This window comes from Dyadobacter sp. CY356, assembly GCF_021440195.1.
GTDB lineage: Bacteria > Bacteroidota > Bacteroidia > Cytophagales > Spirosomataceae > Dyadobacter.
Window position 1 is genome coordinate 49,707 of record NZ_JAJTSZ010000009.1, and the last position, 23,671, is coordinate 73,377.

The window sequence follows — 23,671 nt, forward strand, 5'->3', positions numbered from 1 at the left end:
TACCCGTTTTGGTACAAAATGGGCCACTACTTTAAGTTCTTTTTCAATGCTTCAATCACAACGGAAGGAGATTCTTCTTCGTAAAGTATGCTGTAAACTGCGGTGGTGATGGGCAGATCTACGTGCAAAGTTTTATTCAATTCATAAATACTTTTCGTTGCATAATAGCCTTCGGCGATCATTTTCATTTCAAGCTGAGCCGCTTTTACACTATATCCGCGCCCGACCATATTACCAAATAACCGGTTTCTGCTGAATTGGGAATAAGCAGTCACCAGTAAATCTCCGAGATAAGCGGAAGTGCTCAATTCCCGCTCCCGCGGATCCAAAGCAGTTACAAAATGACGGATTTCCTGCATGGCATTGGAAACCATAACCGCCTGGAAATTATCTCCATTGCCTAAACCGTGGGTAATGCCGCAGGCCAATGCAATAATGTTTTTCATCACCGCCGCGTATTCCACACCATAAAGATCGGCCAGTGGATGTGCCGTTACAAACCGGCATGTCATCAATTTGGAAAAATCTTCTGCACAAACGGCGTCCGTGGAAGCGATGGTGAGGTAGGATTGTTTTTCTAGCGCAACTTCCTCTGCGTGACAAGGGCCGGCAATAACCGCTATATCTTTTAGCGGAATGCCAAACTTTTCAGAAACCCAGTCGGTCACCAGAATATTCTCTTCCGGAATCATTCCTTTGATTGCAGAAACAATGCGCTTTCCTTTCAAATGAGACTCATTCAGATCCTGTAATGATTCCTGAACAAAGGCAGCGGGAACGGCAAGAATTACAAAGTCAGCGCCCTTTACTGCATCACGGGTTTTCTCGAAAACTTTAACTTTTTTGGGAGATAAATAGACATCACTCAAATAACTCGGATTGTGATGAAATTTGCGGATATGCTCAATATCTTTTCCGTTTCTGAGCCACCAGCGAATCTGGATATTTGGCTGTTCACACAAGATTTTTATCAGTGCCGTCGCCCAGCTCCCTCCTCCTATGACCGCAATTCTATTATTATTTAAAAAACTCATGTTTCCATTGATACTTTTGAGCTTTCTTCTTCTAAATGAAAAAGAAATAAACCAAAAACCTTACTTCTGACCACTACCGATAAAAGTAAATAATCGTCAAAAGTAAGGCTTTCTATCAATTCAAAAGCAATCTTAATTCACTCCCAGCTTCATAATTTTTCCATTGGCATAATTGGCAAAATAAACTTCGCCTTTGGAATCTTGCCCGAACGTAGAAATCGAGCCGCTGATTTTCATAAGAAGCGTATTGGCTTTCACCATATTTCCATCCAATTCCAAAGCCCAGATACGGCCGCTGGCGTAATCGCCGTAGATATATTTCCCTGCCAAACTTGCGATGGCTGAACCCCGGTAAACATAACCGCCCGTAATGGAAACATCGCCCTCCGCTCTTCCATAATCAAAAACAGGCTCGATCAGGCCGGTCGCCTCACAATTGGAAGAAGGACTATAACAATTTTTGCCTTCCTTGATCTTCCAGCCGTAATTACCCCCTTTTGTGATCAGGTTTATTTCTTCTTTTACACTTTGACCAACGTCTGCCGCAAAAAACCGGTCAGATCCGGTATCAAAACTTATCTTCCATGGATTTCTCAAACCGTAAGCATATATTTCTTCAAAAAAACCTTCCGTATTTCCTGCAAACGGATTATCTGCCGGAATTCCATAATTCCCTTTGGTTGTGGCATTCACATCAATACGCAGTATTTTCCCCAAAAAGGTTTTCCTATTCTGCGCATTGTTTTGCGGGTCACCGGCACTTCCACCATCTCCGGCAGCAATATATAAGTAACCATCTTTACCAAATTGTAACGAGCCCCCTTTGTGATTGGTAAAGGGCTGATTGTAGGTTAAAAGAATAGTTTCGCTGGAAGCATCTGCCATATTTCCCGTTGATGGATTGGCTTTATAACGCGCAATGACTGTTTGTAACGGATTGCTTTTTGTGTAGTTTACATAAAAATAACCGTTTGTTTTAAAGTTCGGATGAAAAGCTAAACCCAAAAGTCCAAGCTCGCCACCAGCATTGACCTTGCTTTTGATATCCAGAAATGTGGAGCTGGAAGAAACCGCGCCGTTATTATCAAAAACCTTGATAACTCCGGCTTGCTCAACTACAAACATCCGGTTTGAGGAGTCTAACGGGGCTTTTATTTCAACAGGAGAAGTAAAGGTCAAAGCCGGAAAAGCGTCGATGGCCGTAATCGTTTTATCAGGTCCGTTATCAACTTCGGTTACTTCCTTATCAGAAGATGAACAACCGATTGTAAATCCTGTTAAGGCCAATACTAATGAGATGTGAGTGATTTTCATGACGTTACTTTTTTCTAATTGAACGTCATGAGGGAGGAAATGTTTTGGAAACTTTTAATTAGCTTAAATTCTAATTATGAAAACAGTAAAACTGCTTAGTATTATCTTATTATCACTGTTCCTCATCCTTTTCATTTGTTTTGAATTTTTTGTTTTTCCTACACCTTTTGTTCTCGGGAAATTTGGTGACAAATTTGAGGTAACCAAGGTTTCAAAGGATACTGTTTTTCGATGGGAAAGATTCAGCCCTTTTATTAATCGAATAAAGTGGAACACCGTGGGCTTCGGTATTCCATTTACCATTAAAGCGAAAGGCAATATTGATGATTCAGCAAAAATTTATTTCCAATATATTGGCCATCCCGGTAACTCATCTTACTCCTGCATACTCCCAAAAGGAAAGGTGGATACAACTTTTTATGGGGAAATTTATGCTGATGAATGCGAAGTCGTTTATTCGCATGGTAATGTAAAAAACGGAAATCTTAAAGTAAGTTTTGAACTGGGTCGCCATAAGAAATAAAATTGCTCATTTAGATAACAAAACTATTTATTCACTTTAACTTTCAATAAAATGACAACCTCAGAAGTAGCCAACAAACTGGTAGAACTTTGTCGCCAGAACAAAATTGATGTAGTACTTGAAACGCTTTATGCAGATGATGCTCAAAGTATTGAAGCCAGCGACATGATGGGTCCCCGTGTAGTGGAAGGTCTGCAAGCCATTAAAGCAAAATCAGCTGCATTTGACGCTAGTGTAGAAGAATTCCATGGCGCTGAAATATCAGATCCTATCGTAGCCGGTAACAGCTTTTCTCTTACCTGGACATTGGATGCGACGTTTAAAGGACGTGGAAGAATGAGTATGGAAGAGGTTTGTGTTTATCAGGTTAAGGATGGGAAAGTTATTTTAGAGCAATTCTTTTATTGATATTGATTAGTACAAACAACGAAGTCCTGAACCGATAAATCATTTCAGGACTTCGTTGTTTGATTAAAAAGCCAGATTCGTATAAAAGGAATGATAAGCGAAGCTATTGCACCAAATGCTTCCAAATCACATCATAAACATCAACAGCCTCAATTTCTTTCGTCTGAGGCTCGTCTGTAACCAGAATCGGGAAATATTCGCGTGGCACATTGACACTTCCATGTGAGCCTTTCACAAGCGTAGCATCCAATGGAATAACATCCATCAGATATCGGAATCCTAACAATTTTCTTCCCAGTTTGTAGCCTGCGCGAAGTTTGATAAATGGATTTTTTGGATCCATAAACATTTCCACAGGATCGTAACCCGGCTTTTTAAAAATTTCAACAAGATGTGCGAAATCTGGTGCTTTGGCATCATCCAGCCAGTAATAATAAGTAAACCAGCTATCCGGTTTCGCCACTACAACGATATCTCCGGAACGGTCATGGTTTAAATGAAATTCCTTTTGCTGCTCCTTATCCAAAACCAGATCAATGCCCGGCGTAGCCTTCAAAACTTTGATAACCTGATCTTTTACCGTTGGATCATTCAAATAAACATGCGCAATCTGATGATCTGAAGCTGCAAATGCCTTTGACGCGCCCGCATCCAGCAATTCATACCAACGTTCAGTTCTTACCGAGATTAATCCTTCATTCCGTAAAATCCGGTTGATGTCAATATGATTGTTAACGGGATTAATTCCGTATTCAGAGAGCAGAATAATGCTGGCATTTTTCGCTTCATAAAATGTTACCAGATCTTCTACAATCTTATCAATTTCACCTAATTCCTTACTGATCTTCGAAAAATCCGGGCCAAATTTTTGAAGACAATAATCCAGATGTGGAAGATAAATAAGCGTTAAAGTTGGGTTATGTTTGTCATCAACATACATGGAAGCATCAGCAATCCATTTGGTTGATTTGATATTGGCATTCGGCCCCCAAAAACTAAAAAGTGGAAACTGGCCAAATTTTTCTTGCAGTTCATCCCGTAATTCCGGTGGATAAGCATAACAATCCGGCGCTTTTACGCCATCTGCATGATATTGCGGACGTGGTGTTACCGAAAAATCAGCAGTTGAATACATATTATACCACCAGAACATTTTCGAGCAGGTAAAAGTCGGATCCGCTTTTTTGGCAGCATCCCATATTTTGTCGGCCTGAACAAGTTTGTTTGATTGTTTCCAGAATTTTATTTCTGAGTCGTCCTTATCATACCAGCCATTTCCCACGATACCGTGATCAACCGGCCATTTTCCGGTGATATAGGTGGATTGAGAAGTAGTAGTAACTGCAGGAAGAACCGGCTTTATAGCAGTAAGATGACGTTTTTCAACATATTTTTTCAAAAATGGTGTATGCTCTCCAATTAAATTAGCACTAAGCGCAACGATATCGATGACAACGGTTTTTTTCATTTTGATCTTAACTTCAAAGTTAATTCAGTAACGAATGTATCAGTAGTGCTATGCCCAAAAACAGGAGGCTCCGAAGGAGCCAGGAATCTTTGGGAAAGCAAATTATTTCTATAAACAGGAGGCTCCAAAAGGAGCCAGAATATTCCAAACAACTAATTTTTTTCCAGAAATAGCAAGTTTCAAATTGCCACAAATTATTTGGTTGTAAATGATTTTTAAAATACTAACTTCCAATAGGCCCTAAATATTTCTTAGTAACAATTCCCTTCCAGAAATAAGAAGCGCGATAAGATTAAATTTTGTAAGAATGGCTATTCTTACAAAATTTAAGGAGTTGAAAAGTTATAAATTACTAATTATTCAAGACCGGACCTACTCCACCACTAACAATTAACCCTTAACAATTAACAATTCTTTCACCCATTCCATTTCCCGCACAATCGAATCTCCAATTGGTTTTTGAATATCTTCCGGCAGAACTCCCCAGGTATAGGTTTCTACTTCCAGACAAGGAGCGAAAGGTGCTTTTTTGTGCATTTCCAGAGTTTTTAGGATTGCATTTTGTGTTGAATCAAGTGCACCATAGGACTCGATAAAAAGCGGGACATGGAAATGTACACGCCATTCCTTCTGTTCGCCTTCTTTATAATCTTCCAAAGCTTCCGGCAGATCGGGATAATATTTTTTACCTTCGGTTGTTTGAGCGACCACCTGATGGAGATAGACCGGTTCGTCAAACGCTTTAATTGCTTCGAATTTTGTTTGTGGATTTGTTGAAAAATCAACCTTCAAAGCAGAACTTACCTGAATTCTTCCCACTTTTATACCTATCTCATCAAGTCGATTTAAAATATCTTCGGGCTCTTCAAAAGCCACGGCGGCATGACAGATATCGTAGCATAAGCGGATGTAATGCAAAAGTGTTTCTTTGCTTTTTTCTTCCGAAAATCCATATTTATCATTCAGATAATCGATTCCTGTCGGAAGCAGATCATCGCGATACCAGTTTACGAAATCAACCGTATTGTCCAGAATTCCGTCTGGTTCAGGTTCAATATGGAGGTGCATTACCTTACCGGATTCTTTTTCAATCGAGATCAGATGATCTATGATGGTAAGAATATTTTTGGTCGCTATATTGATCGTATTACGTTTTGCTTCTTCTGTTTTCCACCACAAACGGTATGACAATGGAGGTGTCGAAACACCGCCTTCTGTATCTTCCGGAAGAATTTGAGACAGGATTGTAAAAAGACGTTTGGTATATTCCACACGGTCAGTTGTTGTCCAATCCGGTGTATGCACGTCATCTTTTACACGTGTTGCATGAAAGCCACCGTATGGAAAACCATTTATGACAGTGATATATACATTGTTTTCTGTAAGCCAGCTTTTGAATTCCGCCAGACGTTCGGGCTTGATAAGCTCAATTGAGGCGTCATTGGCAAGCCTTAACCCGAGCGCGAAAGGTTCTCCGGGAGCCAGTCGTTGCCTGATATATGGAATATTTTCTTTTAAAGCTTTAAAATGATCATCCCATTTCTCACCGGGATGAATATTACTGCAATAGGTTAAATGTCCGAAAGGGGTGATCATACTTTTAGGTTTAGGGAATTACAAATTGGGAATCTGATAAGATTTTTTAAAAGGCTGTTAACCTTCCGTCAAAACCTTTTTTTCAGAAATGTATTTTTCAAGAACATCAACCGATGCTGCGATGATATCAGCATCCATTTCATGAACCTCAACTCCTTTTCCAATTTTTTCCAAAAGCATGATAGTCAACCTGCCGCCTAAATGTTCACGGAATTCCTGTAAGCCATTTCTCAGGTTAATTTTATCATTTTCAGCGAGTTTGATATGATAAAGATCAAAACCAAGTTTCACCAGAACATTATAAATCCTATCCAGGTCCGCATCCGAAAGCATACCTATTTTATTGGCATACACACAATCCAGCGCAATACCGATTGCAACCGCTTCCCCATGGCGAACTTCAAAATCAGTAAGATATTCAAGTTTATGCGCCGCCCAGTGACCAAAATCCAACGGACGGGAAGAACCGAATTCGAACGGATCCCCACTTCCAATATGTTCGGTATGCATTTCTGCACAACGATGAATCAGGTATGACATTACAGTTTCATCACGATCTGCCAAAGCCGTTACATTTTCTTCAATCCAGTCAAAGAAAGAAGCATCTTTGATCAAAGCCACTTTTATCGCTTCCGAAATTCCTGAACGCCAGTCACGGTCATCCAATGTATTTAGATAAGTAAGATCATTGAACACGGCAACCGGCGGTGCAAATGTCCCCAGGAAATTTTTCTTCCCATGGAAATTGATACCGTTTTTCACACCAACACCAGAATCGTTTTGTGATAAAACAGTGGTAGGAATCCGGATCAGTTTAATACCTCTGTGCGACACCGCGGCCGCATAACCAACCAGATCGAGAACGGCTCCGCCACCGATTCCAATTACAAAAGAGTGACGATCGACGCCATATATATCAACGGCCTGTGCCAGTTTTTCAAACAAATCGGGATCGTTTTTCGACGCTTCTCCGCCTGGAACAACGATCACGTCTTTTGCCAACTGGATATGTTTTACCCGCGTTGCAAAATAGTTTTTGATGTCATCCATTAGTCCCGGATGAAATGAAAGAAATCCCCCATCTACCACAACCATTACTTTACGCTGAAATCCTTGTTCTGTATAAGCGCTGAAAAAATCGCTCAACAGGTTATTGGTTTGATCAAAAAGGTTGTGTGTAAAAAAAATAGAATAGTTATACTCTACTTTAAAGCTCTGATTTATGGTTTGCATCTTGAAAAAACAATAATGGATGACTGAATATCAGGAAGACTTAAATCTTGTCATTTTCCCTGCATTCTATTATTTTATGTTACCGCGAAAACGCGGGCTAAAAGTATTGATAATGGTAATAAAGCTAAAACGGCCAAAGCAACCGGCCATAACCCAAAGGCCATACACCAGGAAGCATTCATTACAATCAGTGATAAAACACCTGCTTTAACCGCCTTACCAATTAATGGTCCAATCGGATTTTGAATTGCGTTATACAACGGCCGGCCAATTAACCAGGCATGTAAAAGAACGAACGGCAGTGCAAAAAGCACATTTCCCTGCCTGTCTGCAATCAATAATTGTGCCGCCAGAACGACCATATAAAGAAAAACTGCAATATAAAGTGTCCGCTTTTTTCCTCCATGTACCTCATCCTGACTTATCAGTGTGATGGCTCCGATATAGGCGATTGGCAAAAGTGCTACAAAACCCCACTGCTGAAAAGATTCCGGCAAGACGCTCATGCCCAGTAATAAATTTCCTCCACGACACATACCCATAGTAAGCGGTCCAAAGAAAACATGATGTTTGGCGAAGCGGTTGTATAAAACGGTTAAGGCAGCTACCACAACAGCAATCATTCCGCTTTGAAAACTGAACAACGCGGCGGCTAAAACACCTCCAAAAAGCAGCGTCATACCGAGCATGGTTGCTACCTTCAAGGTCACTTTTCCACTTGGAATCGGACGTTCAGGCCGTTCAATAGAATCCAGTTTTGCATCAAAAACATCGTTCATCACGACACCGCCGCCGTAAAGTCCAAGAGTGGAAACGACCAACAAGGCCGGATCAAAACTTGAAAATGTAAATTGTGCGATTGCCATCCCTGCCAGAATATCCGCTACGGCCGTTACCAGGTTCGCTGGCCTTGTTAATTGTAAATAAGGTTTTAATTCGGCCACAATTATTGGATTACTAATGAATCTTTTGAAACGTCTGGCTGCTGTCCGCCGCGCAAAATAGAATTTCCATGAAACTTCTCTGTTTTTTCAACTGAAAGTCCGCCTTCAAAATCAGAAACATCAATTTGTCCGCTTTTACCAAATGCGTCAATGGCATTTTGGTAGGTTACCATACGAATTGTTTCATCAGAAATACCGCGCATTTTCATTAATGCAGCCGTTTTGGGAATTGCCAACGGATCTGAAATTCCCCAGTCGGCAGCGGAGTTAACCATAATGCGTTCGGGTCCATATTGTTCCACAACTTTTACCATTCTTTCATTACCCATTTTGGTAAAAGGATAAATCGTAAATGCGGCGTAAAAGCCCTGATCCAGAACACTTTTAACTGTTTCCTCATTGTTATGGTCAATGATTACCCAGGAAGGATCCAGTCCATGTTCCAGAGAAATCGCCATACTACGTTCCGTTCCACGTTTTTTATCACGGTGCGGCGTATGGATCTGCACAGGAAGTTTTGCTTCTTTTGCCAGTTCCAGCTGCAAACGGAAATACTTTTCTTCAGCCGGAGTCTGGTCATCAAAACCGATTTCTCCAATACCGACAACACCTTCTTTATAAATATATAAAGGCAGGATTTCCATTACCTGTTCCGCAAGCGGCTCATTGTTTGCCTCCCGGGAATTTAGTCCCATCGTGCAATAATGTTTAATACCAAATTGTGAAGAACGGAAACGCTCCCATCCTACCAGGCTGCTGTAATAATCTTTAAAACTTGAAAGTCCTGTACGTGGCTGTCCAACCCAGAAAGAAGGCTCTATCAATGCGACAATTCCCGCCTGACGCATGGCCTGGTAATCATCCGTGGTCCGGGAAACCATATGGATATGCGGATCAAAAAACCGCATTCCTTTAATCAGTTCGTTATATTCACTCCATGCCATATCAATGTGAGCAGGAGAATTTGCCAGCCCGTCGCCTTCCTCGAAATGCGATGGATTGGGCGCGCTACTATCTTTGCAATGTTGGCACATAGGTATTTAAGTCAGTAAATTCAAGATTGGACCAGGTTAAAGCCCCTTCTGAAATCGATTTTTCGTATTCGGAATATTGAGATAATAAAACTTTGGCAGGCGCAAAATCAGCATCATAACAGGCCAGCGCAGCAGCTTCCTGATTTGGCGTTTGACCTGATTCAAATAAGTGCCTCATGTCAGATAAAAGTGCCTCATTCATGAATTTACTCACCAGACGCCATACGTTAGGCGCCACTGAGCGACCGGCTGCCCAGCGCTCATGTGCAAAATCTGAAAGGATAAGTGCCAGATTTGCATTTTCTCTTTCTTCCAGACCAGTTATAAAATGGACTGGTTTGTCATTGAAAATCGTTTTTAAAACAAGCTGGTTCCAGGCAAGTTCACTAAAATATTTGGCAGGATACGGATTGTGTAACGCAATGGCGTCAAATACAAAACCCATATTGGAACGAACTGCATCCGTTGCTCTGAAAAGCCATTGTTCAGGATATGCCAAAACCGGAAGAGCGGAATAAAGCGCCACCAGTTCATTCATTTCTGCTGTATCAAAAAGTGTTTCAATATTTTTGATAAAAGACTCTTTTTCCGTTTCGTCCAGTTGTGTTAATAACCAAACGCGCGACAAACGGACCAGGCTCCATCCATTAACTGAAAAACCGGGAACAATATCATCAAGTGCTTTTTCTTCCTCTATCTCAACATTGACTATTTTTTTTGACAAAAAACGGGGAGAAGAAACAAATGCGGTCATTAACTCAATGGGTGAGGCATTTCCCTTTTCAGTCAACCAATCTGACTCGGTATCAGAAGTATTCTGGCTGATGATTTCCCAGAGCGTTTTATTTATGAGGTGTGACATAATTTAATTAAAAAGTCAGTTCAGACAAGTTGTCTTCAACTGTTTAAGAAATGGGTTATGGGTACCGGTATTTTTTCAAACACCATTTTTTTTATACTGGTTTAATGATAACGTTTTTATTTGTACATGTGTCTCATTTTCTGAGTCAAATCGTAAAATCTAAGCAAAAATTAATACCAAAAAATAACCGGAGTTTACTAAAAGTCAAATTCTATAATGTCGGTATCATTTAAAAGATATTCTGTCAGTTTTTCGTGCGTCACGTTCGAGCCTTGCAGTAACCAGTTTCCTGTAATATGATTCCCCGATCTATTCTGTTCCGCACCAAGAATGGTCAGACCATAAAGTTTAAAAAGCTCCTCATAATCTTTAAGCGTTTTCTTGTGATAAATGCTCATCAAACGATAACTCCTGATCTGGTTTTTGTTTCTGATCCACTTCTGGATTGGTGATAAAATAACCAGGCACATCCCCGAAACAAGAAAAGCATATAGCGCAATCACATAAAACCCGGCACCGATGGCCATACCCAATGCAGCTGTCACCCAAACAATGGCTGCTGTGGTGATACCGACAACCCGGTTGTTTTCACGGAAAATAATTCCCGCACCGATAAAACCGATCCCTGTGACAATGTTGGCGGCAACCCGGCCGGCATCACCGCTGATCCGGATGGATACCAGGGTAAAAAGCGTTGAACCAACAGCAATTAAAATCAGAGTCCGTAATCCGGCAGACTTGCTCCGGTATTCTCTCTCGGCACCGATGATCGCACCCAGAAAAAAAGAAAAAAGCAGCTTATAAAGGTCTTCGGTATAAAACTCCATGGAATCAGTTCATTCGTTTATTTGACTGAAAAGCCGGAAAATTATAAAATCTCCCGGCTTTTCAGTCAAATTTTATAATTTTCAGGAATTCATGATTTCTTCAATTTCCTCTGCTTCGATAGGAATATGTCCCATCAAATCAATATTTCCATCGGCGGTGATCAAGATATTATTTTCAAGTCTAATTCCTAAACCTTCTTCTTTGATGTAAATCCCGGGTTCGCAGGTGAAGACCATTCCAGGTTCAAAACGGCGGTATTTATTTCCTACATCATGAATATCAAGTCCAAGAAAATGTGAGTTTCCGTGCGGGAAATATTTCTTATATGCTGGCCAGTCCGGATCCTGTTTTTCAATATCATGTTTGGTGATCAATCCCAAACCAAGTAATTCGCTTTCCATAATTTTGCCGACTTCCACATGATATTCGTCCCAAAGTCCGCCTGTAACAAGCATATTTCTTGACGCTTTGAAAACACGTAAAACTGCATCATACACATCACGCTGACGTTTTGTAAAACGGCCATTTACAGGTATACTCCTCGACAAATCAGAGCCGTAATTTGCGTATTCCGCTGCGACATCCAATAAAATCACATCACCGTCCTTACAAGTTTTGTCATTTTGAACATAATGCAAAACACAGGCATTTGCACCAGAAGCGATGATGGGCTGATAGGCAAAACCTTTTGAACGGTTTCGGATAAATTCATGAAGCAATTCTGCTTCAATCTCAAATTCCTCAACGCCGGGTTTTACAAATTTCAACAATCGCTCAAAACCAAGTTTTGTAATATCACAGGCTTTTTGCATCAAAGCAATTTCCTGCGGCTGTTTGATCGCGCGAAGCTGGTGCATCACCGGAGCTAATCTCAGTAACTGATGCAAAGGATATTTTTCCTTAAATTCTGTTATGAAACGTACATCACGGGTTATGACCGGAGAATCGTTTCTTGTGTGTTCGTTTGAATTGAGATACACGTTTTCAGCTTCGTAAACGATATTTCTGAAAACGGTTTCATATTGATGTGTCCAGTAAATCGTCTGGATTCCTGATACTTCCCGCGCCTGTTCCTTCGACAATTTTTCACCTTCCCAAACGGCGATCAGTTCATTTGTTTCACGCACAAACAAAACTTCTCTGAACTTTTCATCCGGATGCCCCGGAAAAACCAGCAAAACCGTTTCCTCCTGATCTACACCCGTCAGATAGAAAAGATCCGTATTTTGGCGAAAACCCATGGAACCGTCTGCGTTCGTAGGCATAATGTCATTGGAATTAAGGATGGCCAATGATTTTGCCTTTAACAAACTGGAAAGTCTGCGCCGATTTTCTATAAACAGGTTTTTATCAATGGCGGAATAACGCATAAGCTTTAATTTTTGTAACTGGTAATTTAATTCGTAAAATTACGTTTTCCTTCTTAAATAATATAAAAGAAAAGTCAAAGTAATCCATGAGAGCGGTCATTCATGAAGAAATTCAAAATTACCTGTTATCTTGGAATAAGATTAGTACGCAGGCAACCTAACAACTTTTAAACAATCAATGAAGCGAATTTTCCTACTGGCACTTTTGTGTGTCCCGGCATTACTATCTGCACAGCCGAAGTACTGGATATATCTGAAAGATAAAAATTTAGACAATTCCCCTGCTGTTTCTCAACTTACGTTGGAAACGCGCCAAAAATTTAACCTTGGCATTGACGATACAGATTTGCCGGTTCGCGCAGATTATCAAAAGCAGCTGCAAGATATTTCGGTTAAAATTGCCAACCGTTCCAAATGGCTGAATGCAGTTTCTGCGGTACTTACTTCGGCACAGGCTCAGGAAGTTCGGGAATTAGGTTTCGTGAAAGAAGTAGTTCCGATGACGTCCGGTTTTTACATTGCTCAAACTAAACCGGTTGAGCGTGCTCAAATGGCCCAGGTTATGTCGCAGGTTCAGGCCAATGCTTTTCAAAAAGCTGGAATTAATGGAAAAGATGTTACCATAGGCGTTATTGATGCCGGATTTTACGGAGCCGATTCGTCGCTTTCGTTAAAGCATATTTTTTCAAATAAAAGAATTCTGGGGATTCATGATTATGTAAAACCAGGAAGATCCGGCGAGTTGCTTTTCAGTACCGCTGAATCTTTTTCAGATATGCACGGAACAGAAGTTTTGACGGCGATATCGGGCATCGACAACCAGGATCAAATGCAATATGGTTTGGCTTTGAACTCGAAATTTTATCTGGCCCGCACTGATTACTCTTTGCGTGAATGGCGCGGTGAGGAAGATAACTGGATTGCTGCGATGGAATGGATGGATAGCCTGGGGGTTCGTTTGATCAACACTTCGCTGGGTTATGCCAAAGGATTTTCTGATCCGTCAGAAAATTACAAGCCCTCCCAAATGGATGGTAAAACGAGTGCTATCACGCGTGCAGCACAAATTGCGGCGGATAGAAAAGGTATTATGATCGTGGTTTCTGCGGGAAATGAAGGAGAAGATAAAAGCTGGGGAATTATTTCTGCTCCGGCAGATGCAAGAGGTGTTTTATCCATTGGTGCAACGAATGCAAAACTTTGGAACCGGATCGGGTATAGCAGCGTCGGCCCGGAATTTTTGAATTATGTCAAACCGAATGTATCCTGTTTCTCTTTGTATGGAACTTCACTTTCTGCTCCTGTTATTACCGGTTTTGCTGCCTGTATGATGCAGGTTAATCCAAAACTTTCAAACAAAGAAGTTATAGAACTTATTGAAAAATCGGCTCATTTATATCCTTACGGCAATAATTATGTAGGTTATGGTGTGCCGCTTGCATCGCGTGCTCTGGCATTGGCAAGAGCGCCTTATTTACCAAATCATTCCAAACTGGTTACGGCAACGGGCAGAAATTGTGAAGTGGATGTAACGACAGACGAAAATCTGGTTGCCATTTACAGAAAGAAAAACAATAAGGATGTGATCTCTCAGCAAACCGCAAAAGTGCAGAACGGAAAAATATCACTGAAACGCCAGAATGGTGAGCATTTCACAACAATTGATCTGAAAGATTACGCCGTGGAAGTGCAGTGGAACTGAATATAAATTAGTTGATAATTTGTACATTGAGTTTTCAAAACAAAATACTAAATCCTCAAATTGTCAATTATGGAATCTTATAATACGCTGGTTGAAGCCATTGAAGGATTGGAAAAAGCAGGATATTCCGAAGAATTCAATCTTAAACAAAATTATCTCGAAAGTAGTAACGGCAAATTTCAAATCCTGCATCATGAATTTGAAATAGATAAATTTTTCCGTTTTGAAGGCGAAACTGATCCTTCGGACGAATCAATTGTTTATGCCATATCTTCTGAAAAGTATAATTTGAAAGGCGTACTGGTAAGTGCTTATGGGATATATAGCGATCCCCTGGTGGATGAAATGATGAAGAAATTTTCTTTTACGAAGTGAGGTTTTAGGCGTTAGCGGCTAGCTGCCGGGCGGCAAAAAGCAAGATATTTGCTGATAAAATATTTTAAGATAAAAAATTTATAAAAAACTCCCTCGAATTTGTATTGAAGGAGTTTTTTTATTTTCACGGTGAATCTCTCAGACGGGCTTCTTCAAAGTCCAGTTCCCTTTCCCGGGCTTTTAGTATTTCGTCAGAATATATTCTTTCTCTTCTCAGTTTTTGCAATTCATCACGCTTGATTGAGACAATCTCAACCAGCATATTTCTGTATTTGGGAAGAAAATCAGCATTCGCACCTTTCGTTTCTTTCTCAACCAGACGATTATTTGCATTGTCAATCATTCGTTCATATCGTTCTTTCAATCTGCTGAAGGCATCAATCATTTGTACTTCCTCTCCATAGGATGACTGCATGTGACCAAGGCTGGCCGATGCCAGGCGAAGACGAACTGCAATTTCCTGCTCTTCCTCATTTCCACCATCATCGGTAATATTCAACCACTTTATAAGATATGGCAGACTTAATCCCTGCAATACAAGTGTGAAAAGTATGACAACAAAAGTGATGAAAAGAATCAGGTCACGTTGAGGAAATGCTGTTGTATTATTTGTCAAAGTAAGTGGCACTGCCAAACCGGAAGCCAACGAAACAACGCCGCGCATTCCGCTCCAACCTACGATAAATACGGTTTGCCAGGATGGCCTGGGTTCACTTTCCCTGACTTTTTTACTTAACAAATGCGGCAAATAAGTACTTGGAAAAACCCATAGCAAACGAATGATGATGGTAACAATACTTATCACTACGGCATAGGTGACCGATTCCATCACTGAATTTTGTCCTAATCCTTCAATAATATCCGGCAGCTGTAATCCGATCAGAATAAATACAATACCATTTAAAAGAAATACGACAGTTTCCCAGACATACTGCGATTGCATCCGGGAATTATACGATAGAATTTCATTGGATCTGTAACTCAAAAACAAACCTCCGCTCACCGTTGCCAATACGCCGGAAAAATGAAAATGCTCCGCAGAGATATACATCAGATATGGGGCTATGAGCGTCAAAGCAGTATCAATACTTGAACTTGTCGGGAAAAACCTGTGAACCAGATAAAGGATATGGGCAATGGCAAGACCGATAATAATACCCATAATGGAAACCAGGAAAAAGTCAACGCCGGCCTTCCAAAAAACGAATTGCCCTGTAAGTAATGTTCCCAACGCCACCCTAAATACGATTAGTGAAGAAGCATCATTTACCAGACTTTCTCCTTCCAGGATTGTCACAACCCGCCTTGGAATTTTCAAACCCTGCAAAACAGAAGTTGCTGCAACCGCATCCGGGGGAGAAATAATCCCACCCAGCACAAAACCCATAGCCAAAGTAAAATCCGGGATCATTGCATCGGATATATAAGCCACGGCAGTCGCTGTAAACACCACAAGACCAATAGCCAAAAGTCCAATCGGACGCTTAAATTGCCAGAAATCTTTCCATGAAGTATTCCAGGCGGCGAAGTATAAAAGCGGAGGTAAAAAAAGCAGAAAAACCCAGTCCGGTTCCAGGGAAATATGCGGAATCCCGGGAATGAAACTGATAAGCAATCCGGCGATAACCAGAAATATTGGATAAGAAATTCGTAATTTTTCGCTCAGCATAGTGAGCATGGAGACAACAAACAGAAGAGATATAACAATTAACAGATTATCCTGAATATTATCCTGAGCCATGAGCCAGACAGATGTTTTCATTTTCAATTTTAATATTCCACAAAGCCAAAGGAATGTATAATTTACGAAATTTAAGTTATCAGGTCACCATTTCCCCTGTGCCTTATCTGGAGTTTAACAGCACTTCCCAACGAATTTTATATTCATTTGGCAATAAAACTAAGAGATTTATTTATCTTTAAACCTTTGCCTATAATAGAATCCGGAGTTGCCAAACTCCTGGATTTTTTGTAAGTTCTAATATTTTAAAACCTAATCCCTTATTTAACATGAATACTTCTCGTAGAGATGTTTTAAAAATGGCAGGCGTGGCTCTGGCTGGCAGCGCTTTACCTGCTATCACGATTCTTAATCCAAATAAAGTCTTTGCCGGAACAAATGCTGATACGCTTAAAATCGGATTGATTGGTTGCGGAGGAAGAGGATCGGGAGCTGCTAACCAGGCCCTGAAAGCTGACCCGAATGTTGTATTACACGCAATGGGTGATATTTTCCCTGACAAATTACAATCTTCACTTGAAAACCTGACGAAAGTACATGGCTCAAAAGTGAAGGTTGATGACGGACATAAATTCATTGGTTTTGATGCCTATAAAAAAGTACTGGAATCTGGTGTTGATGTTGTGCTTCTGGCCACGCCTCCACATTTCCGCCCTGAACATTTAACAGCGGCTATCAACGCAGGCAAACACGTTTTTTGTGAAAAACCGGTTGCTGTTGATGCGCCCGGTGTTCGTAAGGTTCTGGATGCTGCAAAGCTTGCAAAGCAAAAAAATCTTTCTTTGATGTCGGGTTTCTGCTGGAGATACCACGAGCCAAAACGCGCCAGTTTCGGAAGAATTCTTGATGGTGCCGTTGGTGATATCTCAGCGATTTATAATACTTATGATACGGGTACTTTGTGGTCGTTCCCGCGCGTACAAGGCTGGACGGATGCGCAGTATGTTTTGCGTAACTGGACTTACTACACTTGGCTGGCAGGAGATCATATTGTAGAACAGGCTGTTCATAGTATTGATATGATGTCGTGGGCTATGGGTGGTAAATTACCTATTTCAGCAACCGGAACGGGTGGCCGTCAGGTGAGAACTGAGGAGCTTTTTGGTAATATTTTTGACCATTTTGCCGTAACCTACGAATATGAGAACGGCGTAAAAGGCTTCCACCATTCAAGACAACAGGCAAACTGCGAAAACAGTTATCTGGTTGAAACGATTGGTACAAAAGGAAGAGCGATGGTAAACTGTGCCCGTAATGTTCATGAAATATACGGCCAGAATCCATGGAAATATGAAGGGAAACAAAATGATATGTACCAGACTGAACATGACGAATTGTTCGCTTCGATCCGTAAAGGCACACCGTTAAACGATGGTGAATTTATGGCGCAAAGCACGCTTTTGGCTATCATGGGAAGAATGGCTGCTTACACAGGAAAAAGAGTAACCTGGGAAGAAGCAATGAATTCGACAGAAAAACTGGGACCTCAAAGCTCGGCTGATTTCAGCTTTGATATGAAGCCTCCGGTCGTTGAAGTTGCCAGACCAGGTATCACTTCTTTCTCTTAATACCAGTATGGATAGAAGAGAATTTATCAAAAATACTGCTTTTGCAACGGCTGCTTCATCGGGCGCTGTTATGGGAATAGGCACAATGACTGACGTCGTTGCATCTCCATCCAATATTATTCTTCCAGGGCAAACAAGCACCATATTGCCTCCCAAAGCCATGATCAAGAAAAGCTTGAAATGGGGTATGGTGAAAGAAGATTTGTCTGTGATGGATAAATTTAAAATGCTGAAAGATATAGGGTATGATGGTGTAGAGCTGGATTCTCCGAATGATCTGAATATGAAGGAAATTTTGGCTGCAAGGGACAAAACGGGTCTTGAACTTCCTGGAACGGTTAATTCAAAACACTGGAAGTTACCTTTGTCAGATCCGGATCCAAAAAAACGTGCTGAATGTGTAAAATCGATTGAACAGGCTTTATGGGATACGAAACAATATGGCGGGACCACGGTTTTGGTTGTTCCGGGTGTTGTGAATTCGGAAGTTTCTTATTCAGAAGCATACGAGCGTTCGCGGGCTGAGCTTACGAAATTGTTACCAATCGCTGAAAAAACGGGTGTAAAAATCGCTCTGGAAAATGTCTGGAATCAATTTCTGATAAGTCCTTTGGAAGCTGCGAAATATGTTGACGATTTCAAACATCCGATGATCGGCTGGTATTTTGATGTAGGAAATGTGCTGCGTTATAGCTGGCCGGTTTCCTGGATTGAAGCGTTGGATAAACGTATTTTAAAGATCGATTTGAAAGAATTCAGTTTTAAAAAACAAAATGACCTGGGTCTTTGGAAGGGTTTTGATGTTGAATTCTTCGAAGGTGACTGTAACTGGCCGGAGGTTAATAAGGCTTTGCAAAAAGTTGGTTATTCCGGCTGGGCATCTGCGGAAGTTAGCGGCGGCGACCGGAAAAGGTTACAGACAATAAAGGATTTTATGGATAAGATTTTTGCATCGTAAAACTTCTATATCCTTGTTGATAAATTATAAAAGGGCAATTACCGGGATAATCCCTTTAATTGCCCTTTTATAATTTATCGGAATTTCCGGGCGACCACAAGGGTCGCCCCTACCTCATGCTGTAACTTTTGGTCTGGCGGATTTTCAATTCATCGCCGATTACTTCCACGCGTTTAAATTCTTTGAAAACGTTTTCCTTATCCATAAAACCAATAATACACGTTAATGGCCCTGTTCCTTTTTTAACCTCTACCTTAGGTTCAATTCCCAGATTTGGAACAATCAAATCATCTTCCGCTTCCAGTTCTTTGTATTTTACTTTTATCTTATACTTAAAGGTTTGATCGGTCTCATATAAACTTACTGCAAACTTCCAGTCATTAAGACCGTCTTTATCTTTCACAGCTTCACTATAACTCGATACAGCTTCTGGTTTCACTTCTTTTCTTACATCAGAAATCTTTTCAGAAGCGGCGGTGCTATTTTCACCAGATTCGCTCTTTTTATTACAAGCCAACAGTGCCAGCAGGAAAAACAGATAACAGTACTTTTTCATATTTTAAAAGTCGAATTATTATGTTCGTAAAAAAGCGGAAGATAGGAAATCGACTTTTAAAAATGTCAGATCTTAGATGAATATTTCGTTATGTAACCATCCAATTTATTTTACGACCATTTCGGATTCGTTTTTATGCTGCTCCCGATATTCTCTTTTAACGATATCAGCCGTTTTATGATCTCCTGTATGGCTCCAGCCCGGTGGCATGAAAACGTATAAAAATTTATTTTTAAATCCTGGCGCATGGTATACATCTTTTACCAATACCACAATTTCACCAAAATAGGCATCCAGAAAATCACCCTTTTTCATAGGTCTTGAAATTCCATATTCAATATCCAGATCTCTTTTTTCTTCCTGTAAAGTACCAAAAGCCCTGTCCCAGACATTTAAAAGGTTACAGAAATTGGTATCCATGTAAAGTGGATTTTTGGCGTGGTGAACACGGTGATGTGACGGCGTCAGAATGATTTTGTTTAAAAAGCCAAGCCGGCCATCTTTCAAAACATTTTCTCCTACGTGAATAAAAGATCCCCAGGTCCCATCAATAAACATAATTAGAAAAAGCAACGGTGGATTCACACCCAGCAAAATACAAATTGATGTCCTGATAATATCCGCATAAGGCGCTTCCAGAAAAAAATGCGCATATGTCACCGACATATTCATGTATTCGGGGGCATGATGCGTTGAATGAAGACACCAGAAAATCCTGACCTTATGGCCTAAATAGTGATACACGAAATGTGCCAGTTCCCAAACCACATAACCGTAAACAAACCAGTACCAGGTCAGTTCCGTTTTAAAAATTGCATAGGGCTCAAATAAACCGATACAAAATGCCACCATGGCAATGGATATAAACCTGGAAACAAAACGGTTTAATACATAAGTGAAGAGCGAGATCTTGTAATGTGAAAATGTATAATTTCTGTAAAACAGACTTCTGATTATTTCAATCAAAAGTAAAACAGGAACAAAAGGGCCCAAAGCAGACTGGATTCCTTTCCAAGTAAGCAAGACACCGTAATCTCCGGTGTTGATAATCTCCAGCAAATTGTGATAGTTGAAGAAGCCCGTAAATTCTTTATAAATGGTTTCCAGAAATTCCATAATTTCTAATGTTGGTATGTCTATACATTTAAAGATAAAAGTACTTAACATCTTTGATTTACCCATTAGATGAGAAGCCTGAATTACAATCTCAGAAATTTACATTATTTTAGACCCTGGGATACCTTCCAGCCAGCGTATTTTAACCCTTTCGACCAACTTTTACTCCGACAAATGGCCCTTAATTATATTTTCATTGCCTTTTTCACAATAGCTTTTATTGTTGCCTTTGCCAAATTTTTGCTTTTCGGCGATACTGAAACTTTAAAGCTTGTTGTAGAAGGAATTTTAAGTGCCTCGAAAGTAGCTGTAATCGATATTGCCTTGCCTCTTGCGGGTGTTATGACGTTTTTTCTTGGTATTTTAAATGTTGGGGAAAAAGCCGGAGCAATCAATATTCTGGCAAGAATTATCGGACCTTTTTTTAGCAAATTATTTCCTGAAATCCCTAAAAATCACCCGGCAAACGGTCAGATGATTATGAATTTTGGTGCCAATATGCTGGGTCTGGATAATGCCGCAACACCTTTTGGTTTAAAGGCCATGCAAAGTTTACAGGATTTAAATCCAAGCAAAGATACCGCCTCCAATGCGCAGATCATGTTTTTGGTACTGCATACTTCCGGACTTCAAATCATCCCTTTGAGTATCATCGCCCAGCGGGCTATCCTGGGTGCCAAAGATCCTTCCGATGTTTTTATTCCCTGCGTCATTGGTACTTATATCACAACGGTTATTGCTTTAATAATCACTGCTGCCTGGCAAAAAATCAATCTTTTTAACAAAACAGTTGTGCTTGGCCTGGGAGGCGTAACCGCAGTGCTTGGTCTGCTGTTATGGTATTTGTCAGGTTTACCAAAAGAACAAATTGAAACAATCTCAGTCGTTTTTGGGAACTCGGTACTGCTTTTTCTTATCACTTCTTTTCTGCTGGGAGCACTTTACAAAAAAGTAAATGTTTTTGAAGTTTTTATTGACGGCGCAAAACTAGGCTTTGAAACATCTGTCAAAATCATGCCCTACCTGGTCGGAATGCTGGTTGCAATCAGTGCATTTCGTACCTGCGGTGCGATGGATTATCTGATAAACGGACTTCGGTATATAGTGATCAGTTCCGGTATTAATAGTGATTTTACTGATGCTTTGCCCGTTGCTTTAATGAAACCGTTAAGCGGCAGCGGAGCCCGGGCTTTGATGATTGAAGGCATGACAAAATTTGGCCCGGATTCCTTTGTAGGCCGCTTGGGTTGCATTTTTCAGGGATCAGCAGATACAACACTATATATAGTAGCACTTTACTTTGGATCTGTCGGTATTAAAAACTCCCGGTATGCCATCGTAGTTGGCCTGATTGCCGATTTAATAGGCGTGATTGCCGGCATTTGGCTGGGATATTTATTTTTCCACTAAGTCAATTTATTGTAAAATACCCATTTACCTACATATGCAACCGTCCGTACTAAATGGATGGTTGTTTTTTGTAGCATCATGTAATATTGAATATCTAACACAGAATAACATATGATGAATTCGTTACCTAAATCCGCATTCCTAGCCTTTATGCTTTGTGGACTTGTATTGTTTCAGTCAGTTTACGGACAAACGAATATTCCCAAGAAAGCAGATAATACCTATTCTCTGGAAGATTGTATCCGGATTGCCCTGGAAACAAATCCACAGGTCAAACAGTCTGAAATCCAGGTTCAGCGCGACAACAACATTCATGAACAATCACGCTGGCAGCGCTGGCCGAGTTTGAGTTTTAATGCCGCTCAGGGTTTTAACTCTGGTCGTAATATTGACCCGTTTACCAACCAGTTTGTTCAGCAAAACATAAGCCAAAACCAATTCCAGTTAGGTTCCAGTGTAATTTTGTTTAGTGGTTTTCAATTGAAGAATACTGTTAAACGTAATGAAATCAATATTAAGGCAAGTCAGAAAGATCTTGACGCTGCCAGAAATGATATAATGCTGAATGTTGCCCTTTCTTATTTACAGGTGATAAGTAACGAAGAATTGATCGGGGTAGCCCAACGCCAGGTAGATGCTTCCAATTTGCAGGTTGACCGTACAAAAAAACTTGTAGAAGCCGGAACGCTTGCCGAAAGCAATCTTTTGGATCTTAGAGCCCAGCTTGCCAACGACGAATTGACGCTGGTTAATGCGCAAAATAATCTTGAAACGGCAAAACTTAATTTGAAGCAATTAATGAACATGCCGGGAAGTGACGAAATCAATCTGATAAAAATACCAGTCGCAGATCCAAATCTAAAAGCTTATGACGCCACCATCCAGCAGATATATGAAAGCGCTATGAGCAATTTACCTCAAATGAAGGCGGCAGAATTGCGTACAGAAGCTGCCAAAAAGAACATCGAAATTATCCGCGGCTCAGCAATGCCAACCTTATCATTGAATGGTGGAATCAATACAACATTTTCAAGTGTTGCCCCAAAAGAAAGATTTATTTCGGATGGCTCTCCGAGCAAGTCGCAAGTTGTAACTTCTTCAAGCGATTACATCATTGTCAACGACCAGCAATATCCTATTGTACAAACGGTTTCGACGCCGGGTGGTACATTAAAGCATTTCGGTTATCTGGATCAGCTTAATTTCAACAGAAACTCTTCTGTCAATTTAAGTTTAAGAATTCCAATTTTTACTAATTTTCAGGTTCGATATAATCTTGCAAACGCGAAACTGCAACAGCAAACCACCGAATTCCAGGCCCAGCAGGTTCAGCTGACCATTCGTAAAAATGTTGAACAGGCTTATATTGATATGAACAATGCCGCCAAACGTTATTCTGCAACGGCAAATCAGGTTAGGGCACTTACAGAAGCTTTCCGGGTATCTCAGGTTCGTTTTGATGTAGGTGCGATAAATTCTGTTGAATACAACATTGCCAAAGCCAACCTTGACCGCGCAAATGGTAATCTTGTCCAAACAAAATACGATTATGTGTTCCGCACAAAAATCCTTGATTTTTACATGAACAGACCATTGTCTGATTTTTAAAAATCAATGCAAGTCTTATCAGA

General features: G+C 40.5%; 21 protein-coding genes. 8 read left to right on the top strand and 13 right to left on the bottom strand.

What is annotated here, in order from left to right:
• Nucleotides 1–26: 26 nt before the first annotated feature.
• Nucleotides 27–1,034, bottom strand: coding sequence for an NAD(P)H-dependent glycerol-3-phosphate dehydrogenase (locus tag LXL81_RS24005; protein WP_234649646.1), 1,008 nt, complete (start codon nucleotides 1,032–1,034; stop codon nucleotides 27–29).
• Between the two features lie 132 nt (nucleotides 1,035–1,166).
• Complete coding sequence (locus tag LXL81_RS24010) at nucleotides 1,167–2,348, bottom strand: sorbosone dehydrogenase family protein (protein ID WP_234649648.1); 1,182 nt, start codon at nucleotides 2,346–2,348, stop codon at nucleotides 1,167–1,169.
• 76 nt (nucleotides 2,349–2,424) lie between these two features.
• On the opposite strand from LXL81_RS24010, the gene LXL81_RS24015 reads away from it, so the two are divergent.
• A complete protein-coding gene (locus LXL81_RS24015) occupies nucleotides 2,425–2,871 on the top strand; it encodes a hypothetical protein (protein ID WP_234649649.1) in 447 nt (148 codons plus the stop codon).
• A 51-nt stretch (nucleotides 2,872–2,922) separates the two neighbouring features.
• The gene (locus tag LXL81_RS24020) at nucleotides 2,923–3,279 is read left to right on the top strand and encodes a nuclear transport factor 2 family protein (RefSeq protein ID WP_234649652.1); all 357 of its coding nucleotides are present in this window, start codon (nucleotides 2,923–2,925) and stop codon (nucleotides 3,277–3,279) included.
• Between the two features lie 103 nt (nucleotides 3,280–3,382).
• Here LXL81_RS24020 and LXL81_RS24025 read toward each other — a convergent pair whose 3' ends face one another.
• The 8 genes from LXL81_RS24025 to LXL81_RS24060 all read right to left on the bottom strand — a co-directional run bounded on the left by LXL81_RS24025 (nucleotide 3,383) and on the right by LXL81_RS24060 (nucleotide 12,614).
• Nucleotides 3,383–4,747 carry an alkaline phosphatase family protein gene (locus LXL81_RS24025; RefSeq protein ID WP_234649653.1) on the bottom strand — a complete coding sequence of 455 codons (1,365 nt, stop codon included), beginning with the start codon at nucleotides 4,745–4,747 and terminating at the stop codon, nucleotides 3,383–3,385.
• A gap of 390 nt (nucleotides 4,748–5,137) precedes the next feature.
• Complete coding sequence (gene eboE / locus LXL81_RS24030) at nucleotides 5,138–6,343, bottom strand: metabolite traffic protein EboE (protein WP_234649656.1); 1,206 nt, start codon at nucleotides 6,341–6,343, stop codon at nucleotides 5,138–5,140.
• Nucleotides 6,344–6,400: 57 nt separating this feature from the next.
• On the bottom strand, nucleotides 6,401–7,576 hold the full coding sequence (locus LXL81_RS24035) for a 3-dehydroquinate synthase (protein ID WP_234649658.1): 1,176 nt from the start codon (nucleotides 7,574–7,576) through the stop codon (nucleotides 6,401–6,403).
• A 74-nt stretch (nucleotides 7,577–7,650) separates the two neighbouring features.
• On the bottom strand, nucleotides 7,651–8,520 hold the full coding sequence (eboC, locus tag LXL81_RS24040) for a UbiA-like protein EboC (protein WP_234649661.1): 870 nt from the start codon (nucleotides 8,518–8,520) through the stop codon (nucleotides 7,651–7,653).
• A 2-nt stretch (nucleotides 8,521–8,522) separates the two neighbouring features.
• Nucleotides 8,523–9,554, bottom strand: a complete 1,032-nt coding sequence (locus LXL81_RS24045; RefSeq protein WP_234649662.1) for a TatD family hydrolase — start codon at nucleotides 9,552–9,554, stop codon at nucleotides 8,523–8,525.
• The gene (locus LXL81_RS24050; protein WP_234649663.1) at nucleotides 9,532–10,416 is read right to left on the bottom strand and encodes an EboA domain-containing protein; all 885 of its coding nucleotides are present in this window, start codon (nucleotides 10,414–10,416) and stop codon (nucleotides 9,532–9,534) included. The genes LXL81_RS24045 and LXL81_RS24050 overlap by 23 nt, the downstream gene beginning before the upstream one ends.
• A 197-nt stretch (nucleotides 10,417–10,613) precedes the next feature.
• The gene (locus LXL81_RS24055) at nucleotides 10,614–11,243 is read right to left on the bottom strand and encodes an MgtC/SapB family protein (RefSeq protein ID WP_234649664.1); all 630 of its coding nucleotides are present in this window, start codon (nucleotides 11,241–11,243) and stop codon (nucleotides 10,614–10,616) included.
• Between the two features lie 81 nt (nucleotides 11,244–11,324).
• The gene (locus LXL81_RS24060) at nucleotides 11,325–12,614 is read right to left on the bottom strand and encodes an aminopeptidase P family protein (RefSeq protein WP_234649668.1); all 1,290 of its coding nucleotides are present in this window, start codon (nucleotides 12,612–12,614) and stop codon (nucleotides 11,325–11,327) included.
• A gap of 178 nt (nucleotides 12,615–12,792) precedes the next feature.
• On the opposite strand from LXL81_RS24060, the gene LXL81_RS24065 reads away from it, so the two are divergent.
• The gene (locus LXL81_RS24065; RefSeq protein ID WP_234649670.1) at nucleotides 12,793–14,316 is read left to right on the top strand and encodes a S8 family serine peptidase; all 1,524 of its coding nucleotides are present in this window, start codon (nucleotides 12,793–12,795) and stop codon (nucleotides 14,314–14,316) included.
• Between the two features lie 69 nt (nucleotides 14,317–14,385).
• Entirely contained in the window at nucleotides 14,386–14,691 is a 306-nt protein-coding gene (locus tag LXL81_RS24070) for a phosphoribosylpyrophosphate synthetase (RefSeq protein ID WP_234649672.1), read from the top strand.
• 124 nt (nucleotides 14,692–14,815) lie between these two features.
• Here the strand turns inward: LXL81_RS24070 and LXL81_RS24075 are convergent, their stop codons facing one another.
• Nucleotides 14,816–16,453: a Na+/H+ antiporter gene (locus tag LXL81_RS24075; protein WP_234649675.1), complete on the bottom strand. Its 1,638-nt coding sequence runs from the start codon at nucleotides 16,451–16,453 to the stop codon at nucleotides 14,816–14,818.
• A 278-nt stretch (nucleotides 16,454–16,731) separates the two neighbouring features.
• On the opposite strand from LXL81_RS24075, the gene LXL81_RS24080 reads away from it, so the two are divergent.
• The gene (locus LXL81_RS24080; protein ID WP_409013967.1) at nucleotides 16,732–18,000 is read left to right on the top strand and encodes a Gfo/Idh/MocA family protein; all 1,269 of its coding nucleotides are present in this window, start codon (nucleotides 16,732–16,734) and stop codon (nucleotides 17,998–18,000) included.
• Nucleotides 18,001–18,007: 7 nt separating this feature from the next.
• The gene (locus LXL81_RS24085; RefSeq protein ID WP_234649679.1) at nucleotides 18,008–18,958 is read left to right on the top strand and encodes a sugar phosphate isomerase/epimerase; all 951 of its coding nucleotides are present in this window, start codon (nucleotides 18,008–18,010) and stop codon (nucleotides 18,956–18,958) included.
• A 109-nt stretch (nucleotides 18,959–19,067) separates the two neighbouring features.
• On the opposite strand, the gene LXL81_RS24090 is transcribed toward LXL81_RS24085, so the two are convergent.
• Nucleotides 19,068–19,514, bottom strand: a complete 447-nt coding sequence (locus tag LXL81_RS24090) for a hypothetical protein (protein ID WP_234649681.1) — start codon at nucleotides 19,512–19,514, stop codon at nucleotides 19,068–19,070.
• A gap of 105 nt (nucleotides 19,515–19,619) precedes the next feature.
• Nucleotides 19,620–20,630 carry a sterol desaturase family protein gene (locus LXL81_RS24095; protein ID WP_234649683.1) on the bottom strand — a complete coding sequence of 337 codons (1,011 nt, stop codon included), beginning with the start codon at nucleotides 20,628–20,630 and terminating at the stop codon, nucleotides 19,620–19,622.
• Nucleotides 20,631–20,804: 174 nt separating this feature from the next.
• On the opposite strand from LXL81_RS24095, the gene LXL81_RS24100 reads away from it, so the two are divergent.
• Nucleotides 20,805–22,040 (top strand): nucleoside recognition domain-containing protein, encoded by a 1,236-nt coding sequence (locus LXL81_RS24100; RefSeq protein ID WP_234649685.1) that lies wholly within the window; start codon nucleotides 20,805–20,807, stop codon nucleotides 22,038–22,040.
• A 111-nt stretch (nucleotides 22,041–22,151) separates the two neighbouring features.
• On the top strand, nucleotides 22,152–23,648 hold the full coding sequence (locus LXL81_RS24105) for a TolC family protein (protein WP_234649686.1): 1,497 nt from the start codon (nucleotides 22,152–22,154) through the stop codon (nucleotides 23,646–23,648).
• Nucleotides 23,649–23,671: the final 23 nt, after the last annotated feature.

Excerpts from the sequence above, each read along its gene's own strand:
- LXL81_RS24005 (WP_234649646.1), bottom strand. The coding sequence starts at position 1,034 with ATGAGTTTTTTAAATAATAATAGAATTGCGGTCATAGGAGGAGGGAGC.
- LXL81_RS24010 (WP_234649648.1), bottom strand. The coding sequence starts at position 2,348 with ATGAAAATCACTCACATCTCATTAGTATTGGCCTTAACAGGATTTACA.
- LXL81_RS24015 (WP_234649649.1), top strand. The coding sequence starts at position 2,425 with ATGAAAACAGTAAAACTGCTTAGTATTATCTTATTATCACTGTTCCTC.
- LXL81_RS24020 (WP_234649652.1), top strand. The coding sequence starts at position 2,923 with ATGACAACCTCAGAAGTAGCCAACAAACTGGTAGAACTTTGTCGCCAG.
- LXL81_RS24025 (WP_234649653.1), bottom strand. The coding sequence starts at position 4,747 with ATGAAAAAAACCGTTGTCATCGATATCGTTGCGCTTAGTGCTAATTTA.
- eboE (WP_234649656.1), bottom strand. The coding sequence starts at position 6,343 with ATGATCACCCCTTTCGGACATTTAACCTATTGCAGTAATATTCATCCC.
- LXL81_RS24035 (WP_234649658.1), bottom strand. The coding sequence starts at position 7,576 with ATGCAAACCATAAATCAGAGCTTTAAAGTAGAGTATAACTATTCTATT.
- LXL81_RS24045 (WP_234649662.1), bottom strand. The coding sequence starts at position 9,554 with ATGTGCCAACATTGCAAAGATAGTAGCGCGCCCAATCCATCGCATTTC.
- LXL81_RS24050 (WP_234649663.1), bottom strand. The coding sequence starts at position 10,416 with ATGTCACACCTCATAAATAAAACGCTCTGGGAAATCATCAGCCAGAAT.
- LXL81_RS24055 (WP_234649664.1), bottom strand. The coding sequence starts at position 11,243 with ATGGAGTTTTATACCGAAGACCTTTATAAGCTGCTTTTTTCTTTTTTT.
- LXL81_RS24060 (WP_234649668.1), bottom strand. The coding sequence starts at position 12,614 with ATGCGTTATTCCGCCATTGATAAAAACCTGTTTATAGAAAATCGGCGC.
- LXL81_RS24065 (WP_234649670.1), top strand. The coding sequence starts at position 12,793 with ATGAAGCGAATTTTCCTACTGGCACTTTTGTGTGTCCCGGCATTACTA.
- LXL81_RS24070 (WP_234649672.1), top strand. The coding sequence starts at position 14,386 with ATGGAATCTTATAATACGCTGGTTGAAGCCATTGAAGGATTGGAAAAA.
- LXL81_RS24075 (WP_234649675.1), bottom strand. The coding sequence starts at position 16,453 with ATGAAAACATCTGTCTGGCTCATGGCTCAGGATAATATTCAGGATAAT.
- LXL81_RS24080 (WP_409013967.1), top strand. The coding sequence starts at position 16,732 with ATGGCAGGCGTGGCTCTGGCTGGCAGCGCTTTACCTGCTATCACGATT.
- LXL81_RS24085 (WP_234649679.1), top strand. The coding sequence starts at position 18,008 with ATGGATAGAAGAGAATTTATCAAAAATACTGCTTTTGCAACGGCTGCT.
- LXL81_RS24090 (WP_234649681.1), bottom strand. The coding sequence starts at position 19,514 with ATGAAAAAGTACTGTTATCTGTTTTTCCTGCTGGCACTGTTGGCTTGT.
- LXL81_RS24095 (WP_234649683.1), bottom strand. The coding sequence starts at position 20,630 with ATGGAATTTCTGGAAACCATTTATAAAGAATTTACGGGCTTCTTCAAC.
- LXL81_RS24100 (WP_234649685.1), top strand. The coding sequence starts at position 20,805 with ATGGCCCTTAATTATATTTTCATTGCCTTTTTCACAATAGCTTTTATT.
- LXL81_RS24105 (WP_234649686.1), top strand. The coding sequence starts at position 22,152 with ATGATGAATTCGTTACCTAAATCCGCATTCCTAGCCTTTATGCTTTGT.